The sequence below is a fragment of the Kitasatospora sp. NPDC048296 genome (assembly GCF_043201815.1).
Lineage (GTDB): Bacteria > Actinomycetota > Actinomycetes > Streptomycetales > Streptomycetaceae > Kitasatospora.
Map to the genome: position 1 here is coordinate 1 of NZ_JBICZB010000110.1, position 17,462 is coordinate 17,462.

A 17,462-nucleotide genomic window follows, 5' to 3' on the forward strand; every position below is an offset into this window, starting at 1 on the left:
TACCTCACCCCACTCGAAACCCGAGCCAGACTGCAGCGCGACTTCACCCCCGCAGCGTAAGCAACCGCTGTCCAAGATCAGGGGGGAACTTCAGGATGGCGTTGGTGACCAGCTCGGACACGATGAGTTTGGCTGTCTCGATGGTGTCGGGCGGAACTCGCCAACTGCGGAGCACGTCAGCGGTGTGTCGCCGGGCCCACGCGACGGCGTTCGGGGTGTCGGCCAGCGCCAACTGGCTGAAACCGGTGCGTGCTTGTGACACGGAGGTCCTCCCAGGTCGGGAGCTGCTTGGGGTGAAGGCTCGCCGTGCGGTTCTCGCCCACCCCGTTCGAGGGGTGCAGACCTTGAACTGTCCAGCCGGGAAGCCAACGTTGCGTGACTAGGCTGCCGCCGAAGGTGACCATGCCGGTACGTCCTGGCACTGCCCCGGCCCTGAACTTTCACCGAACTTCGGCGCCCGGCTGGCCGGAACCGCGCCTCGTCCCTTGGGGGCCGGTGCCATGCTTGGCGCCATGGCGGAACTGAACGGTAGCCCGATCAGCCTGGACCACCTCCAGGCCCTTGCCCTGACGAATTACGGGCACTTCACCTCGATCCGTGTGGAGGACGGCCACGTGCGCGGCCTCTCCCTCCACCTGGCGCGCCTGGCCCGTGACTGCCGCGCCGTCTTCGACACTGACCTCGACCTCGACCGTGTCCGGGACTTCGCCCGCCGCGCCGTGCCGTCCTCCGGGGACTGCGTGATCAGGGTGACGGTCTTCGATCCCGCCCTCGACCTCGGACACGTCGGGAACGACGCCCACCCGCACGTTCTGGTGACCACCCGGCCGGCCGGGCCACTGCCCCTTCCTGCCATGCGCGTCCAGTCCGTGGTCTACACCCGCGACATGCCGGCCGTGAAGAGCGTCGGCCTCTTCGGCTCGCTCCGCCACCGGCGCAACGCCCAGCGGTCCGGCTTCGACGACGCACTCTTCACTGACGCCGACTCCGTGATCTCCGAGGGCGGGACCTGGAACGTCGGCTTCGTCAGGGGAGATCAGGTCGTCTGGCCGGACGCCGAGTGCCTGGTCGGCACCACGATGGAACTGCTGCGGCAGGCCCACCCGTCGTCGACCGCGACCGTACGGCTGAGCGACCTCACCAACTTCGACGCCGCCTTCGCCACCAACATCGGCATCGGCGTCCGGGCAATCAACGCCGTCGACGGCGTGGCCTTCCCGGACACACACCCCGTGATCGAACAACTCCGCAAGGAGTACGCCGAAGTGCCAGCCGATCTACTCTAGTTGCCCCCGGCGAGGGGACCGCTGGGCGCAATGGATGTGGGGTGGGGGCCGCGTTGGCGACCGTAGAGGTATGGACCGGTGTCGAGGTCAAGGCGCTTCGGAAGGCGAAGCGGATGAGCATCGAGGCGTTCGCGGCTCACCTCGGCATCAGTGATCGCATGGTGTCGAAGTGGGAGTCGAGGGGCCCCGATATCACGCCCCGGCCGGTCAACCAGGCTGCTCTGGACACGTCGCTGGCCGCGTCCGGTCCCGAAGTCCACGAACGCTTCGTCCGGTTGACCGGTACCTCGGACGCCGTCCTCTCCGACCAGCGCGCGGAGACCGAACACGCGCTGCCCCGGCAACACCAGATCACGCACCCCGGCGACGGCAAGCGGATGGCCCTCGTCGAAGCTGGGGTGTACCTCGCCGGCCCCGAGAAGAGGCCGATTTGGCTGCCGGACTTCTACATCGACGTCTTCCCGGTCACGAACTCGGACTTCTCCCGCTTCGTCGCGGCCACCGGGCACCCGGCACCCCGCCACTGGCCCAAGGGGAAGTGCCCAGACAGCCTGTTCGACCACCCCGTGGTGTTCGTCACCTGGCACGACGCCGCCGCGTACGCGCTCTGGGCGGGCAAGCTCCTGCCGACCAGCTGGCAATGGGAGAAGACCGCCCGCGGACCTCGCGGCGACCTGTACCCCTGGGGTGATCAGCTGACCCCGGCCAAGTGCAACAGCCGTGAGAGCGGCATCGGACGGACAACGCCGGTCAGCCGGTTCCACAGCGGCGTCAGCGCGTACGGCGTCTACGACCTGTGCGGCAACACCTGGGAGTGGTGTTCGGACGAGTCCGGGCCGGGACGGCGCGAACTCAAGGCCGGCGCCTTCACGAGCCCCTTCGCGCGAGCGACGCCGTCTGCCTTCAACGACGCCGACACGAGCATGTTCGACGACGACACCGGCTTCCGGTGCTGCTTCGTGGACGGCGCCCCGGCTTGACGGCGGCAATTGGGGCACCGCTCCGGTTCGGACGGCCGATAGCTGCCGAGTGGTAGGGGTGGGCGCCATGTCCTGGTCGGCAGCGCCGTTGGCCTGGAAGGGTTGCAACTGGGCGGTCTCATTGGCTCAGCCGATGAGACGCCAACAGCCCAACTACCCGCCAAGCCGAGAGAGACGAGTTCCCACGTGCCGACCGCACCCGTGATCCGCAGCGACGTCCCCGGGTCCTTCGCCTGGGGCGTGTTCCACGAGCGCCACCCGAAGCTCGTCCAGCAGGTACTCGATGCACTTCCGTACGGTCCCGCCGAGCGGGCGGCGGTCGGGCGGTTGCTCGTGGAAAGCACCACCGGCGTCCTGGAGCCGCTGGGCGCGGACGCTCCGGATGCCGCGCAGTGGCTTGAGTGGGGCGAGGGCCTGTGGGGCAAGCCCTGGGGCCAGGCACCGTTCTTGTGGGCGGAGAGCTACTTCTACCGCCGACTGCTCGACGCGATCGGCTACTTCCGGCCCGGCGCGTGGCAGGGCGTCGACCCGTTCGCGCCGTTCAAGAGCGCGGAGCTGGCCGGGGCGGCGGTGGATGACGAGCTGGCCGCGCTGAGCAAGCTCGACGATCTGTCGGCGACCGGCCGGGCGAACGCGCTCCTGTTGTCCGCGCTGTGGGGCAACCGCGCGGACCTGAGCTTTCAGATCACCGCGGAGGACGGCGGCCTGACCGAGTCCGACCTGGTCGCCGACGACAGCGCGATGCTCTGGGCCGAGCTGGGACGAGCGAAGGGCGGGCGGGTCTGTGTCATCGCGGACAACGCTGGCCGGGAGCTGCTGCCAGACCTCGTGCTGATCGATCACCTCCTGACCGGCGGCCTGGCGGCGCAGGTCGTCCTGTACGTGAAGCCGCAGCCGTACTACGTGTCGGACGCGACGATGGCCGACGTCCTCGCCTCGGTCGAACGCCTGCGCACCGCGCCTGCGCGGGCCGCCGAGGCGGCCGGCAGTCGGCTGTGGCAGGCGATGAACAGCGGCGCGCTCGTGGTCCGCACGCACCCGTTCTTCTGCGCGCCACTGTCGTTCCACGACATGCCCAGCGGCCTTCGGGGGGAGTTCGCGGGTGCAGCGCTGACGATCCTCAAGGGCGACCTCAACTACCGCCGCCTGGTCGGCGACCAGCTCTGGCCGCCGACTACCTCGTTCACCGAGACGGCGAGCTACTTCCCGTCGTCCGTCGCGGCCCTGCGGACGCTGAAGTCGGATGTGATCGTCGGCATCGACGCCGCCACCGTCGCCCGCCTCGACAGCATGGGGACGCCGTGGCGCACCAATGGCCGTCACGCCGTTATCCAGGTCGACGCCCGTCCGTAGCCGGAGATCAGTCCGGACAACCCTGCCGGTCCGAGGGCCTATCCGGTAACCATCGCGACCGGACTGATCTGCAACGCGGCCTTCGCGGCGCGCATCGCCTCCCGAGCTCGCGCGGCACCGACACGAGCTACCGCCGCTTCGCCGCCGACCGTGGCCACTCGAGCTCCGAGGCCTGCGCAGGGGCGGCAGATGCCCGGCTGGGGCACTGGGTCGTGGCATTTGGCGCACTCGGCGTACCGGGCCGCTGCAAGCTGTACGGCGGGCTGGACGGGTGGCATCTTGCGCTCCAGGCGGTAGCGGAGCACCGCGACCGCCGAGTGCATCGGGACGGGCAGGCCTGGCAGCAGCGCCTGGGCGAGGTCGGCTTGGGTCGCGCCGCGCTCCAGCCACTGCGCGACGAGGGGTGCGAGTTCCTCGGCTTCGGCCTGGCCGACTCGGAGGCGCCGCTCGGGGCGGATCACCCGAAACAGCGTGGCGACCGCCTCGCGGACCTGCTCGTCCGGCGCCGCCACGGGCTGCTCGTCGACCTCCTCCTCGGGGTCTTCCGCCCGCCCTCCCGTCCTCGCCTGCGGCTCGTCGGCGAGAACCGGCTCGCTGGCCTGCACGGCGGGGAGGGAGGTTTCTTGATCCGGGTTCTTTACAAGGGCGTCAGCACCGCCGGTGGTCGCTTCACCGGAGACCGGACAGGTGGCACCCGGCAGCGCCAGCTGCGGGGTGTCGTAAACGTGGGTCTCGGTGATGATCGTGCCGTCCGGCATGCGGATCTTCTCGACCCGGTAGAAGCCCGCGTCGGCCAGCTCCTTCAGGGCCTTGCGGATCGCGCCGCGCCCCTGCGGGCTGGTGTCGGCCATGTGCCGGCCGTCCTCACGCCAGCCGTCCGGGCGGGAGAGAAGGTCCGCGAGCAGCCCGCGGGCGGTGTAGGACAGCTGCCGGTACTGCAGCAGGCAGTTGGGCAGCACGGTGAAGTTGCGCACGTGGGCGCTACGATGGATACGCATCGGGAGGTCGTACTCCTGTTGCCGGACCCCGGGGTGTTACCAGCACCGCCGGGGTCGCCTATTTTCGGTTGGACCACGGAACGTAGCACAGGACCGCTCGAAGATCGACGCGATCGTCGAGCGATCACCATCACACTCGATCCGGTCTCACCTGTTCTCCAAGCGGCAGGGTTGGGAACCAAGTTGGCGTTCCCGCCGCCCGCCATCGCGCGGTCCGGCTGTAAGGACACCGGAGCGTTTTACGGGGTAAAGGACAGCCTGCTTTGCCGAGGAAAGCCTCTCGGTTTTACTCGGTAAATCTGCCCTTCCTGTTCAGTTTCTGAACAGCACTCTTGTTCAGAGTCTGAACGGTGCGGTAGTTCAGTTTCTGAACGAGCTGTTCACTCGGTGAACAAGGTGCCCGTTCACTGAGTGAACAGCGCGCCTGTTCACTCAGTGAACAACGGCGCTGGGCAGGTGGTCGTTAGTCGAGGTAGGCGTACCGGAACAGCCCGTCGAACCCGAGGCCCCGGTACATCTCGTCGAAGGACGCCCAGACCTGCTCGTCCTCCGTGGCGCCTCGAGCGGCGGTGACGTCGGCGGTTTCCAGGCCGTGTTCCCGCCACTCGTGTTCCGTGCCCAGTCCGTGTGTGTTGCATGAGCACTCGCTGCCGTTGATCAGCAGCCAGCCCAGAGCAGCGTCTCCCGCGTGTGGCAGCGCGGAGTCACAGCGCGAACGGCCGGTAGGCCAGCGCTTGATCTACTACTTCCTCGGCTGAGAGCTCGGATCCCTTTGGCCAGAAGATCAGGCCGCTGACGTAGCCAGTCGGACAGCTCAGGGACTTGTCGAGCTGATCCAGCCAGCCGTCCACCTCGTCATCGCTGAAGTAGTCCGCGTCCATGATCCGCTGCACGAACGCGGCGGCTTCCTCGCGGCTCATCGCCATGGGGCTCACCCCCTCCATGGGAGGGGGCCAGCAGGTTCTGACGCGTTGTCGGTCAGCAGGCGGCGGGCGAGATCGGTGGTGGTGTGGCGTACGTTGCGGCCGGTGCGGTGTGTGGTGACCAGGCCTGCGGCGCGCAGAGCGGCTGCGTGCTCGGATGCAGTGGATTTGCCTACTCCGAGGCGGCGGGCGAGGTCGGTGGTGGTGGCGGTCCCCTGGACGGCGCGTAGCGCGCGAGCCCGTCCGCGACCGACGAGTGCCGTGAGGGCGTCGCGCTCGTGAGCGGCCGGGGGTGAGGAGGCGGCGCGGTAGGCGATGACGGCCTGCCGGGAGGCGGTCACTGACCCAGTGATGATGATCGAGTCGGCGCCGGCGAATGGGCTGGGCATCAGGACCAGCCCATGGCCGGACAGGCTGACGGTCGATTCCTGGGGGCCCTGTCGTCGGCGGCAGCCGTCGAGCGCGACGGTCAGGGTGTTGTTGTCGCGCCAGGTGAGCCTGCTGCTCAGGCCGGTCAGCACGACCCCCGAGCCGGAGGAGGCCATCTGGGCCCCGCGGTGGGCGATGTCGGTGCGAAGCCGCTGCTCGATTCCCGGCCAGTCCTCGGCCAGGCAGGAGCGGAACAGAGAGTGGGCCGCGTCGACAAGGCGGGCCAGGTGGCGCCCGGCTCCCTCGCGCAGTTCCAGCACGCTGCTGGGCACGCCGGGCAGCGCGTCGACGTACCGAAGGTCAGCCCGGATCTGGGCCTCGGTGGCAGAACGCAACGCGTCCAGTTCGGCGGCGAGCAACGCTCCTGCGGTGTTGTGCGCCGCCGGGAGGAGCGGGGTGAGAAAGTCCGGGACGTACCAGGGATGCGAGTTGATCAGCTCCAGCAGCGGCGCGGCGGCATGTGGGACGTGCCGACGGACGGTCCGTTGCCACAAGCGGGCTTCCCGTGAGGGCTGGTGACCCCAGAAGCCGATGATCAGGTTCTGCAACGGCGAGACCGCGATCCGGGTACGGCCCAGATCCTGGGCCTCCACGACCAGGTTCAGTCGCAACACGCTTCCCTCTCACCTAGTCCGGCTGGTCACGGCCTCGATCGACGGCGCCGCCCACGGTATCCGAAGGCGTCGACCCGCCCATGGTTCGGCGTTGCACCGAACTGCTGGCCTGCCGCGAGGCCGACGTGTGAGTCTTGCGGCTCCCACGACCGAAGCACAACGCAAGGAGTTGTGATGCCGGACCAGATGGTGGCCCGTGCCGCCGTCGACCGAGACGGGGAGGAACAGTCGGCAGCCGATCCGAGTGCACGCAACGCCCAGGTGCTGGTGGCCTTCACCGCCGTGACGAACCTGACCGACGGCGTCACCAAGGTCGCCCTGCCGCTGATCGCCAGCTCGCTGACGAAGTCCCCGGTGCTGGTCTCGGGCGTCCTGTTCACCATGACCCTCCCCTGGCTGCTGGTCGCCCTGCACGTCGGCGCCCTGGTCGACCGTGCCGACCGGCGCCGGCTGCTGTGGCTGGCCAACGGCCTGCGCGTCGCCGCGATCGCCGCCGTCCTGGCTGCCATGGAGGCCGATGCGATCGGCCTGCCGCTGCTCTATGCCGGCGCGGTGGTGCTCGGCGTGGCGGAGGTCATCGCGCTGACCTCGGCCTCCGCACTCGTTCCGAGCGCCATCGCACCGGCCCGGCGGGAGCGCGTCAATGCGGTGATGACGGGCGTGGAGACGGTGTCCAATGAGTTCGTCGGGCCGTTCGTCGGCGGCGTGCTGGTGACGGTGAGCGCGAGCCTGGCCCTCGGCGTGTCCACCGGCGGCTACCTGGCGGCGACGGCCGTCCTACCTCTGCTGGTAGGCCGGTTCAAGGTCGCCCGCGCCGCCGACCGGCCGCAGGTCTCGGTGAACCGGCAGATCGGCGAGGGGCTGCGATTCCTGTGGAGGCAGCAGTTGCTCCGGACGCTCTCGCTGTCGGTCGCCGCGCTGGTCTTCTGCTGGGCCGCGTGGTTCGCGCTGATGCCACTGGTCGCGACCAGGACATGGAAGGTGAGCCCCACCGGGTACGGTGCCCTGGTCGGCGCGCTCGGCGTCGGCGGGCTGATCGGGACACTCGTCGTAGGCCGGGTCAACCGTCTGCTGGGCCGTCGTTGGGCCATGTTCGCCAACATCGTCGCCGCGGCCTCGATGGTGGCTGTCCCCGCCGTCGCCGCGAACGTCTGGGCCTGCGGCGCCGCGGCGTTCCTCGGCGGCCTCGGCAGCACGCTGTGGGTGGTCAACACGCGCACGATCAGCCAGGCCCTGGTGGGGGCAGACATGATGGGCCGCTACAGCTCGGCGTCCCGGCTCTTCAGCGGGGGCGCCCTGCCACTGGGCGCGGCCGTGGCTGGCGGTCTCGGACAGGCCGTGGGCTATCGGATCACGTTCGCACTGTTCGCCGCTGCCGCCGCAATCGTCATCGTCCCCTTCGTCCGGGCCTTCACACCCGAAGCCCTGGCCGAGGTCGAGGCCAAGCTGTCGGCCCGCTGAAACGAAGAGAGAGCACCATGTCCCACCACGTCCCGGTCGCACCAGTGCCCGGCCGTCGCATCCCGGCACACCAACTGGACGAGAAAGAGATGCTCTGGGCCTTCCTGCGGTTCGCCCGTGCGACCGTCGTGGCCAAGACCGACGGGCTGACCGCTGAGCAGTTGGCCCGGCGGCACGTCGGATCCGCGACCACCCTCGGCGGCGTCCTCAGCCACCTGACCTGTGTCGAGTACGACTGGTTCGCCAATCGGCTCGGCGGCGGCAACGTCCCGATGCCGTTCGGCCCCGAAGATCCCGACGGCGACTGGCACACCGCCGACACCGGACGGGCGGATCTGGTGACCCGCTACCGCGAGGCATGCGCCACCAGCGACGAGATCATCGCCGCACTGGACCTGGACTCCACCGGCGCCCAGACCGACAGCGACTACACGCTGCGCTGGGCCATGACCCACTTGGTGGCTGAGACCCACCGCCATGCCGGGCACGCCGACCTGCTGCGCGAGCTAACCGACGGCGCCCGCGGCTGGTGAGCTCTCCGAATGTGGGGCAGCGGGTAGCTTGCTCCGGCAGGCCAAGCAACACGACCTGCTGCAACACGGGGAACGTACACGGAACTCAGCGGTGCAACGGCATCGGACGAAGACCATGTCGGGTTGGACATGGATCAGGAGCCAGTCGCGGGCGGCGTTGCACGCGGCGCAGGTGATGGTAATGCCGCGCGGGCTGAGGGGTTCGGGGTGGGGGACGGCGAGGACGACGTTGCGGTGGTGGGAGTTGTGGTCGGTGCCAGCCGGGTTGGTCATGCGGTGCCCTTCGGTGTCGGTTGCAAGCACCACAAGACGACCGGCGGCCGAACGGTTCCCGGACGTCGAAGAAGACATCAGATCAACACCATGATTGCCTCGCAGGTCAGTTGGTGGCGCGCTGGGGTGGTTTCCTCGGGAAATCCGGGGCGGCTTTCCTCGGAAAAGCGCTGCGGATTTTCCGAGGAAAGCCTCGTCTCGGTGGTCTGTCGTCGCCTGTGGCGTCAGCCCTGGTCTGCTTCCTCGTACTACAGCAGCAGATCAACGGAGTCGTGATCGAGGTTGACCGCTTGCATCGCTGAAGGCAAAGCCCGGCGGTCCTGTGGTCGGGCGTAGACCCTCGGATTCGGGTCTGCGAGATCGAAGTTGATCGATTGTGACCGCGCTGCTCGAATCTGCTGCTGCAGTACCGGCCAGCCGCTCGCTCCGATACGGTCTGCCCGTTGACCAGAGGGAGGGGACCCCGACTGTGCACATACCCGACAGCTGCCTCAACAAGGCTGGCCGCCAACGGATCCGCCAGGCCGAGGAGCGCGCCGCGAAGACGTATCGGCGCAATGTCGCTGCCCAGAACGCCTTCGTCTCCCTCGCCCGGCACATCGAGGCCGAGAAGCACACCGCCCAAATCGTGACCAGGCTCAGGGCCGAGGAGCGTCGCAAGAGCGGGGCGAAGGAATTCAAGCGCCGACGCGACCTTGATGCCGCCCTGCGGAAGCACAGCAAGGCCGTACGGGATGTGACGTACGCCCGGGGTCTTCTGCTCCGCGCGGAGCGCAATCCGCGGCTCGCCGTCCAGGCTGTCCAGCCTGTCCAGCCCTCTCGGGCTCCTGGCCGGAGCAGCCCGGGCCCGCGCCCTGCGGAGCCGATGTGGATCGGATCGCACTGGACCCGCTCGACAAGCTGACAGGCCGCACGCAAGGCGCACGCCGGTACTGCAGCAGCAGATTCGAGCAGCGCGGTCACAATCGATCAACTTCGATCTCGCGGAGCCGAATCCGAGGGTCTTCGCCCGGCCACAGGACTGCAGGGCTTGCCTCCAGCAGTGCAACCGGTCAACCTCGATCACGACTCCGTTGATCTGCTGCTGTAGTACTCGGGGTCCTGCTTCGAGGGCGATGAACTGGTGGACGAGAGTTGCGTGCTTCGGGTGCGAGGCCGCCGAGGAGGCGGGTGCGAGAGGGTCTCCCGCACCCGCCGTCGCCAGGTCGACTACCGTCGGGGGCGGTTGGTGTCGGCCGTGGGCGGTGCCGGTGGCCTGGGCGGCTGTACGGCTGTGGTCGCCGCGGTGGTAGTGCGGCGGGTGGTGCTCCTGGATAGGGCTGCGCTGGTGCGCAGGTCGTCCTGCGTGGCGAACGGCGCGGGGGCAGGGGCAGGGGCAGGGAGGCCGGCATCGCGACGGATGCGCCAGGTGAGGACGGCTGCGGGTGAGTCGGCGGTGGCGAGTTCGCGCCGCCCGGCGGCGTGGGCGAGCAGGGTGGTCGGGTCGTGGCCGGCTGCTTCGGCCTGGGCGAGGGTGGCGGCGAGGGCTGCCCAGTTGTCCTCGGAGAGGAGGCGGGCGGCCTGGTCGGCGGGCAGCACACGGCGGACCGCGTTGGCCTGTCGGTCGCGGTCCGGCATTGGCATGAGCCGGCCTTCGAGAGCGAGGTTTGCCATCGGCTTGGCGGCGTGCCGGGCATAGGCAGCGCGAAGGTGGCCGGCCGCCTCGCGGGCGGCGTCGGCCTGGTGCCGGTGGCCTTGGGCGGCGTGCCACTTGGCGATCACGATCGCGAGCAGTACGAGGCTGGTCAGGATCGTTGCGGCGGCCGTGCCGTCCTCGCCCCGGCCGGTGCTGGGCCCGGCGTAGAGGAGTTCGCGGGCGGCGGAGCGCATCGCGCGCAGGTCGGCGTCAGCGGCGCGGGTGTGGGCGACGCGGGTGTACTCCAGCGCCCGTGCGGCCTGGTGGAGTTCCTTCCTGGACAGAACGGGGCTGGTCTGGGCGAGGGTGTCGAGGACCTCGATGCCTCCGTCGACCAGTGCGGCGGCCTGGCCGCCGTCGAGGTCCTCGTCGAGGACTCGAACGGTGTGGTCGATGGTGGTGCTGGCCCTGTACCGGCCCACCGCCGGACGCGCCCGCTCGCCTGGTCGGCTGGATGCGGGTTGGTCGACGCCGAGGCCGAAACGTGCCCGGATCTTGGGCTGGGTGAGGTCGGCGGCGAGCTTGCTGCCGGAGAACCAGACCGGCCCGCTCTCGTCGCCGGCGGGGAGGGCGAACTTGTAGCCGGTCACGTCGCCGGACGGCGCCCGGCGCACGCCGAACAGGACGCCCTTCGCGGCGAGCCGGGCGGCGAACTCCTCCTCGCTGGCGGCTCCGGCCAGTGCCTGGCGCACGGCAGTGCGCAGGCGGTCGCGGTCGGTGCCCTCCCGCCCGAGGCGTTGGGCCTTGTGCAGTTCCTTCCCCGTGGCGCGCTTGGGGATCGCGTCCCGGTATTCGCGGGTGCGGGTGTCGGAGAGGTCGGTAAGGCCGTACTGGCGCTCGATCTTGGTGAGTTCGTCTTCGACGCGGTACTGGTCCTTGCGGATGTTGGCCTGGATGAGGTCGCCGCGGATCATCGTGGCCAGGATGTGGATGTGGTCGTCGGCGTGGCGGACGGCCACCCAGCGGCAGCCGTCCTCGTCACCATCCGGGGCGATGCCGGCGGCGGCCACGAGCCGACGGGCGATGTCGCCCCACTCCTCGTCGGTCAGGATGCGGTCGCCAGGGTCTGCGCGAACCGGGCGGTGGTAGACGTGCTTGTCGATCTTCCGCTTCGCCCGGTAGCGGACGACGTGGAGGTCGAGAGCGTCCCGCAGCTGCTCCAGGGTCGCCTCCGGGTCGCGCCCCGGGTCCGGCGCGAAGCCGTCCCAGGACGCGACGATGTGCGCGTCGGTGTGCTCGTTCGCCTTGCCCGGCCCGTACAGGTACTTCAGCGCACCCAGGGTGTTACCGCCGCGGATCGGCTTGCTGATCACCGGCTGCCGGCCTTTGCCAGCCGCATCCCTGTACGGTCGATGTCCGCCACCGCTTCGCGCACCGCGTTGGCGAGCACAGTCCCGGCGATGAAGGCGTCGCGGGCCGGACCGGGTTCCTGGGCGATGCCCATGTGGCCCAGGTGCGCGATCTGGTTGATGTTCCGACCGATGCCCGCCAGCTGCGGACGGGTGGCGGCCAGCTCGTCGATCGCTGCGTCCAGCTGCTCGTCGCGGGAGCCGGCGATGGCGCCGTCTTCGGCCAGGGCCTTGCGGGCGATGTAGGCGGAGACGGAGATGCCCAGTTCGCCGGCGCGCTGGCGGAGCGCTGCGGCCTCCTCAGGGTTGAACCGGACCGTGATCTTGTCGTTCTTCAGGTTCGCGGCGTCGCGCGTACGGCGCTTGGGCTTTCGGCGCTTCGCGGCGATCTCGGTAGCGCGCAGAGGACGCGGCGCGGCGGTCTGCGCGTTGGCAGCGGCAGATGGCGCGGCGGATGTGTCGGGCTTCTCCTCCCCCAGTGCCGCGCCCTCGCGGTGCTGGGCCGGTGATGCCGCGTGCGCCCTCGCGCGCGGCATCACCGGCCGGCCCTCGCCCTCCTGGGTGGGGGCTTCCGGCTGCGACCGTCCGTAGGACGGACGCAGCCACTCGCTTGCTCCGCTGTTGGCGTGGGGGTGGTCAACTCCGTTGCGGTCCAGCGAGGTTACAGAACCGGTCGAGTGATCGTGCGGCGTGGGTCGGGTGTCGGTCAGGGCGCGCTCCAGGGGTGGTGGGGTCGGGGTGTGCAGTGTCCGGGCCAAGTCCGGCTTGGCGGTGCCGGACTTCGCGGGTAGAAGGGGGCGCGGTCGCGGGGCGGCGGGACGGTCCGGGACCGCGCCTGGCGAGAGGCCGGTCCCGTCCGGGTCGGGCAGTGACCGCGGACGGGACCGGTGGGTGAGGGACTTCTGCGCATCGGCAGAAGTCTGGTGACCGACCGAGCGACTGACCCGGTCGGTCACCATGGCCGGGTCAGTCGGTCAGCGGATGCTGGCGGGCTTGGTCCGCCGGGAACTCCTTGCGGAGTTCGTCCATCAGGACCGTGAACCGGGTACTGCCGAGCGGCAGGTTGGCCTCGCGGACCGCCCGCTCGACGACCGGACGGCTGGGACGGCCGTGCGCCCGGACCGCGGGACGGCTGGCCTCCAGAAGCTGGTCCATCGAGGCACCCGGAGGCCGCCCGGTCCGCCGAGCCGGACCGTCATCACCCGCAGGAATCTGTTCCTCGCTCACCTGCGGAACGTGGTCCCCGGTCCGCGGACTTGGGACGGGGAGTTCTGCCGACCCGTCCTGGTCCGGACCGGGGTGGGCGTCACCGGACCAGCGCTGGACGGCGCCTGCGGGCTCCGCACCGGAGGCCGGACCGTCCGGACCGTCCGGCTCGACGAACGTGGACCGTGCTGGGTCGGCAGAAGTCCCACCGGACGGACCGCTGCCGCTCGCGGTGGACGGACCATGGTCCGCGCGAGCTGGGACCGCCGACCGGACCGGACCATCCGGACCGCTCGGACCGTCCGGCTCGGTGGAGACAGGGGCCATGCGGTCGGCGGAAGTCGCGCCGGACGGTCCGGTCCCCGTGGTTGGCAGGGTGGGGGCGTGGCGGGCGATGAGGATGTAGAGGTGGACGGCGCCGCCGAGGGCGAGCGGCGAGAGGGTGGACAGCGCGCCGACGACGCTGTCACCGAGCCTCAGCCCGCCGATGTGGTCGAGCAGGTGGTTGAGGCGCACGGCGTGCAGGGCGTTGGCCCATACGCTGGCGGCGGTCGCGCCGGCGAACAGGAACCAGGCGTATACGCGGGCCGCCAACGGTGCAGTGCGCAGGACGAGCAGGGCGCGCACGCCGTAGGCGATGAACCCGTCGATGGTGAACGGGAAGACGTAGGTCAGCGGGCCGCGCACGTGGATGGCGACGGCCATCTGCTGCAGGGCGTCGAAGGACAGGGCGAACCCGGCCGCGCCGATCAGGGCGACGACGAGGCGGTCCCAGAAGGTCACGCGGGTGGCCCGGACGCGGGGCGCGGCGTGGGCGGGAAGTATCGGTGTGGCGGTGGTCGTGGTGCGCTCCGAAGCTAGGCGGCGATGCGTTTCGAATGGATTTGCCATTCGCGGCGGAGGAACGTACCATGCCTGCCAGCTCGAATGCAAGAACGATCAAAGACTGATGCGAGGTGAATCGAATGTCCAACAAGGCAGGCCAGCCAGGAGGCTCCCCGGCGGCTCCCGCGCTCAGCGAGGAGCACGCCACCGAACGCGTCCGCCTGGAGCGCGAGTACCGGGGGTGGAGCACCGGTGAACTGGCCAAACGGATGACCGCCGCCGGGTACCCGATGAACCAGTCCTCCGTGTGGCGGATCGAGAACGGCGAGCCCCGCCGCCGGATCAACCTCGACGAGGCGATCGGCTTCGCCAAGGTCTTCGGCCTGCCCCTGGAGGAGTTCCTCGGCCCGCCCGAGTCCTCCTCCAACAAGCACATCGCCCAGCTCACCAGCGAGGTCGTCGCCCGGTACCGCTTCCTGCTCGACCTCATGATGAGCACCAGCGAGGCGTTCAAGGCGGTCGACCAGTACTGCGCGATGTTCCCCCAGCACGCCGAGGAGCTGAACGACCGCATCGCCCGCGCCATCGCCGAGGAGAACCGCCGCCGCGGCCCGCTCCGCGAAAGCCCCATGGTCTTCCTGCGCTACCCGACCTTCAAGCAGGCCGACCAGCCATCAGACACCACACCGCAGGCGTAGCCCGCCGGCCGTTCCCGAAGCACGACCATGATCGTTCTTCGCAAAGCGCCCAACCCCGCCTACAGTGCACCCCCTGCACCACGGGCGCGCCGCTTGGCGCGGCCGGAATTTGGAGCTACCGTCCACCGGCGCGGCCACCGCCACCGCGCCCGCCCGTCCACCACCCATCAGCCACGCTGCAGGGCCACCACCTGCCAGCCATCGAGGAAGAAAGGAACCCCGTGCCGATCACCGCTCACCACCGCACCACCACGCCCCGTGCGGTGATCGCGTCGGCACCGCCCCGGCGCACACCTCCGGCTCCGGCGTTCACTGCCGGAATGCCCAGACCGATCTGACGGTCTTCCCCAGCTGCCGCCCGCGCACGCAGGCTTCCGCCCTGCCCCGCTCCGCGACGCAGCTTCTCCGCCGCCCGCCCCGCCGTCTGGCGCGTGGCCCGGCTTCACGACGCCGCCCAGCAACCGGCGCGTCTCGCCGCTCCCGATCTGGAGCGAACACCACCCCCAACACCGCCCACACCGCCATCGGCTCCCTCACGCTGCCCGCGCACAGGGAGCCAACCGCCGGACAGGAGACCCATGCCCGTCACCGCCCTCGCGCGGAAGTCCCCCAACCCCACCGCCGCGATACTCACCAGCGCGGCGAGTGCCCAATCCCCCTCGGCGGTCGCCCAACCAGTCGGGCGGCTCCACCTCGGCCGGCGCGTGGACAACCGGCCCGAGTCACTCGCCGCCTGGCGAGTGACAACCTCCCAGCTCCCGGTCGCGGTGGCCGTCGCTGACCACTTCGAGCTGGCCCATCCGCGCACTGCCGCTGCGACGGACGGCGAGATCGAGGTGATGACCCGCACCCCGACGATGCGGATTATCACCAACGCCGAGGCGATCACCACCGACATGCGGCTGTGGGGCCAAGGCCGACTCGTCCACCACTGCAACGGGAGCACCTTCCTCTCCCCGCCCACAGCGGCCGGCTCCCCCTGCGGATGCCCTCGGTCGATGGCTGACCGTAGGGCGCTGGCCAAGGCCGGACGTGGCCCGCACCCAAGCGTGACGGTCGACTTTCGCCTCGCGCAGCTTCCGGGCCTCGGCATGTTCCGCTTCCAGTCCGCCTCCTGGAAGTTCGCCGAGTCCTTGCCAGCTGTACGGGCCGCTCTCGACGCCACTGGCGGCGAGGCGCTCTGCGAGCTGGCCATCCAGCGCGTGGACGTCCCCATCGGCGGCGGGTCCCACCTCGCCTATCGCATGCCGGTCCTCACGGTCCTCGGTCCCTGGGGCTGACGAGAAGGGGGCAGCCCGTGACGGGCTGCCCCCTTCTCGTCGTTATGAGCGGTTACTCCGCCCCGTCCTCCGAGGCATCGTCACCGTCGTCGCTCCGCCGGACCCAGTCCAGCTTCACGCGCGGCTCGACGTCGTACGCCGCCGTCCGCGAGTGGCCCCACCGGCTCTCCGCCTTCGTGATCACGATGCGCCGGACGAAGAGGCTGACGAAGCTGCGGCGAGCGTTGAGATCAGCGCCGTACCACCACGACTCCTCCCCCACCGGATCGATGTCCGGGTCGGCCGGCAACCACTCCGAGAGTGGCAGAACCACGTCCTCCGGCTCGCGCAGGTCGCCCAGCCGGACCTCCGCGGCATCGAGGCGCGACTCGATCTTCGCCTTCTTGGCCAGGAAGCGGTCTCGACCCATCCTGCCGCTGTAGACGTTGGCGTCGAAGTCGTCGTACAGCTCGGTCAGCGCCCTTGTCGCGTCTGCCCGTTCGGCCACCAGCTTGGTTCGTTCGGCCGCCGCTTCCGGGCTCTCCATCGAGCGCGCGAAGGTCCTCGTGGCCTCGGCGATGACCGGCAGCACCTCAGGATCGTCCTCGGCGGCCCGGATGAGCGCGAAGATCCGTCGAGCCACGTGCTCGTCCAGGTGCTTCAGCATGATGGCGTTGCCACCCTCGTGCTCGTCCTCGGCAGCGGCTCCCGGAGCCCGGGTGCAGCGGTAGACCGGCTTGACCTTCGGGTCCGTGGTCGCCGCGTTCAGGCTGGTCATCGGACGCGTGCACTCGCAGGTGAGGACGGCTTCCTTGTCGGTGTTCTTCAGGCTCGCCAGCACGGAGGTGCCTCGGGACAGCCCCTGGCCACGCCCCCGCCCAGCGAGCCAGTCCTGCAGCTCGTACCACTCGGACGGCGGGATGATCGGCTCGCAGATCATGATCGGACGGCCTTCGTCGTCCCGGTTGATCCGGTAGCCCTCGACGGTCTTCGTCCGCGTACCGTCCTCCTTCACCTTGTAGATCGTCTCGTAGCTCATGCCTGCGATGGCGGGGTTCATCAGGATGCCCTTGAGCGTCCGGGTCGCCCACTGCGAGTCGGCCCGTTCCTTTCCCTTGCGGCGGCCCCGGGTCGGGACGCCACGCTCGTTCATGTCGGCACAGATGCCCGAGAGCGAGCCAGGGTGCTTCTTGCCGGGCTTGATGGGCTCGTCCATGTGGACCTTGATCGTTGCCCAGATCTCGCGGAGGTTCTTCGCCTCATCGTCCTCGTGGCAGAGCCGGTAGACGGCGAGCTTGCCGTGGATCTCCTTCTCCGCGCGCAGCCCGTAGGTCGGGGCACCACCGAGCCAACTCCCCGCATCACGCTGTGCGGCCTTCACGTCCCGTACGGCCTGGCTCTTGTTCTGCGACTCCTGGTGGGCGGCGTCGAGGCGCATGATCAGGTAGATCAGCGCCATGTTGTCCTTGGGCGCGAAGACGCCCTCCATCACGCTGACGATGGTGTGTCGGCGGCGGCCCAATCTGGTGCCAGTCTGGACGGTTCAATCGTGGGCCACTGAGTGGTCTCGTTGGTCGTGTTCAGTCGTTGTCGGTTGTGC

17 protein-coding genes are annotated in these 17,462 nt (G+C 69.7%); 9 read left to right on the plus strand and 8 right to left on the minus strand.

Features of this window, described 5'->3' with window-relative positions; translation table 11 throughout:
- Nucleotides 1-43: 43 nt before the first annotated feature.
- Nucleotides 44-262 carry an ATP-binding protein gene (locus ACGF12_RS35920; RefSeq protein ID WP_393039955.1) on the minus strand — a complete coding sequence of 73 codons (219 nt, stop codon included), beginning with the start codon at nucleotides 260-262 and terminating at the stop codon, nucleotides 44-46.
- A 250-nt stretch (nucleotides 263-512) separates the two neighbouring features.
- Between ACGF12_RS35920 and ACGF12_RS35925 the strand changes: the two genes are divergently transcribed.
- From ACGF12_RS35925 to ACGF12_RS35935, 3 genes are all read left to right on the plus strand, one after another.
- Complete coding sequence (locus ACGF12_RS35925; RefSeq protein WP_393039958.1) at nucleotides 513-1,286, plus strand: aminotransferase class IV family protein; 774 nt, start codon at nucleotides 513-515, stop codon at nucleotides 1,284-1,286.
- A 41-nt stretch (nucleotides 1,287-1,327) separates the two neighbouring features.
- Entirely contained in the window at nucleotides 1,328-2,266 is a 939-nt protein-coding gene (locus ACGF12_RS35930) for an SUMF1/EgtB/PvdO family nonheme iron enzyme (RefSeq protein WP_393039961.1), read from the plus strand.
- Nucleotides 2,267-2,452: 186 nt separating this feature from the next.
- A complete protein-coding gene (locus ACGF12_RS35935) occupies nucleotides 2,453-3,619 on the plus strand; it encodes a damage-control phosphatase ARMT1 family protein (protein ID WP_393039965.1) in 1,167 nt (388 codons plus the stop codon).
- A gap of 38 nt (nucleotides 3,620-3,657) precedes the next feature.
- On the opposite strand, the gene ACGF12_RS35940 is transcribed toward ACGF12_RS35935, so the two are convergent.
- The 3 genes from ACGF12_RS35940 to ACGF12_RS35950 form a co-directional block, all read right to left on the minus strand.
- Nucleotides 3,658-4,617, minus strand: coding sequence for a hypothetical protein (locus ACGF12_RS35940; protein ID WP_393039968.1), 960 nt, complete (start codon nucleotides 4,615-4,617; stop codon nucleotides 3,658-3,660).
- A gap of 704 nt (nucleotides 4,618-5,321) precedes the next feature.
- Nucleotides 5,322-5,543: an e9imm peptide gene (locus tag ACGF12_RS35945; RefSeq protein WP_393039971.1), complete on the minus strand. Its 222-nt coding sequence runs from the start codon at nucleotides 5,541-5,543 to the stop codon at nucleotides 5,322-5,324.
- Between the two features lie 5 nt (nucleotides 5,544-5,548).
- A complete protein-coding gene (locus tag ACGF12_RS35950) occupies nucleotides 5,549-6,583 on the minus strand; it encodes an ArsR/SmtB family transcription factor (protein WP_393039974.1) in 1,035 nt (344 codons plus the stop codon).
- 174 nt (nucleotides 6,584-6,757) lie between these two features.
- Here ACGF12_RS35950 and ACGF12_RS35955 point away from each other — a divergent pair, with 174 nt between their 5' ends.
- From ACGF12_RS35955 to ACGF12_RS35970, 4 genes are all read left to right on the plus strand, one after another.
- Nucleotides 6,758-8,044 carry an MFS transporter gene (locus ACGF12_RS35955; protein WP_393039976.1) on the plus strand — a complete coding sequence of 429 codons (1,287 nt, stop codon included), beginning with the start codon at nucleotides 6,758-6,760 and terminating at the stop codon, nucleotides 8,042-8,044.
- A gap of 17 nt (nucleotides 8,045-8,061) precedes the next feature.
- The gene (locus ACGF12_RS35960; protein WP_393039979.1) at nucleotides 8,062-8,577 is read left to right on the plus strand and encodes a DinB family protein; all 516 of its coding nucleotides are present in this window, start codon (nucleotides 8,062-8,064) and stop codon (nucleotides 8,575-8,577) included.
- 123 nt (nucleotides 8,578-8,700) lie between these two features.
- The gene (locus ACGF12_RS35965; protein ID WP_393039981.1) at nucleotides 8,701-9,126 is read left to right on the plus strand and encodes a hypothetical protein; all 426 of its coding nucleotides are present in this window, start codon (nucleotides 8,701-8,703) and stop codon (nucleotides 9,124-9,126) included.
- 193 nt (nucleotides 9,127-9,319) lie between these two features.
- The gene (locus ACGF12_RS35970; RefSeq protein ID WP_393039984.1) at nucleotides 9,320-9,754 is read left to right on the plus strand and encodes a hypothetical protein; all 435 of its coding nucleotides are present in this window, start codon (nucleotides 9,320-9,322) and stop codon (nucleotides 9,752-9,754) included.
- A gap of 305 nt (nucleotides 9,755-10,059) precedes the next feature.
- Here the strand turns inward: ACGF12_RS35970 and ACGF12_RS35975 are convergent, their stop codons facing one another.
- The 3 genes from ACGF12_RS35975 to ACGF12_RS35985 all read right to left on the minus strand — a co-directional run bounded on the left by ACGF12_RS35975 (nucleotide 10,060) and on the right by ACGF12_RS35985 (nucleotide 13,863).
- On the minus strand, nucleotides 10,060-11,838 hold the full coding sequence (locus ACGF12_RS35975; protein WP_393039987.1) for a relaxase/mobilization nuclease domain-containing protein: 1,779 nt from the start codon (nucleotides 11,836-11,838) through the stop codon (nucleotides 10,060-10,062).
- Nucleotides 11,835-12,632, minus strand: a complete 798-nt coding sequence (locus tag ACGF12_RS35980; RefSeq protein ID WP_393039990.1) for a plasmid mobilization protein — start codon at nucleotides 12,630-12,632, stop codon at nucleotides 11,835-11,837. Before ACGF12_RS35980 ends, ACGF12_RS35975 begins: the two co-directional genes overlap by 4 nt.
- 208 nt (nucleotides 12,633-12,840) lie before the next feature.
- Nucleotides 12,841-13,863: a DUF2637 domain-containing protein gene (locus ACGF12_RS35985; protein WP_393039992.1), complete on the minus strand. Its 1,023-nt coding sequence runs from the start codon at nucleotides 13,861-13,863 to the stop codon at nucleotides 12,841-12,843.
- 182 nt (nucleotides 13,864-14,045) lie between these two features.
- Here ACGF12_RS35985 and ACGF12_RS35990 point away from each other — a divergent pair, with 182 nt between their 5' ends.
- Together ACGF12_RS35990 and ACGF12_RS35995 are read left to right on the plus strand one after the other, a co-directional pair.
- Entirely contained in the window at nucleotides 14,046-14,603 is a 558-nt protein-coding gene (locus ACGF12_RS35990; protein ID WP_393039995.1) for a helix-turn-helix domain-containing protein, read from the plus strand.
- Nucleotides 14,604-15,181: 578 nt separating this feature from the next.
- The gene (locus tag ACGF12_RS35995) at nucleotides 15,182-15,883 is read left to right on the plus strand and encodes a hypothetical protein (RefSeq protein WP_393039998.1); all 702 of its coding nucleotides are present in this window, start codon (nucleotides 15,182-15,184) and stop codon (nucleotides 15,881-15,883) included.
- Between the two features lie 52 nt (nucleotides 15,884-15,935).
- Here ACGF12_RS35995 and ACGF12_RS36000 read toward each other — a convergent pair whose 3' ends face one another.
- Nucleotides 15,936-17,351 (minus strand): recombinase family protein, encoded by a 1,416-nt coding sequence (locus ACGF12_RS36000; protein ID WP_393040001.1) that lies wholly within the window; start codon nucleotides 17,349-17,351, stop codon nucleotides 15,936-15,938.
- Nucleotides 17,352-17,462 lie beyond the last annotated feature (111 nt).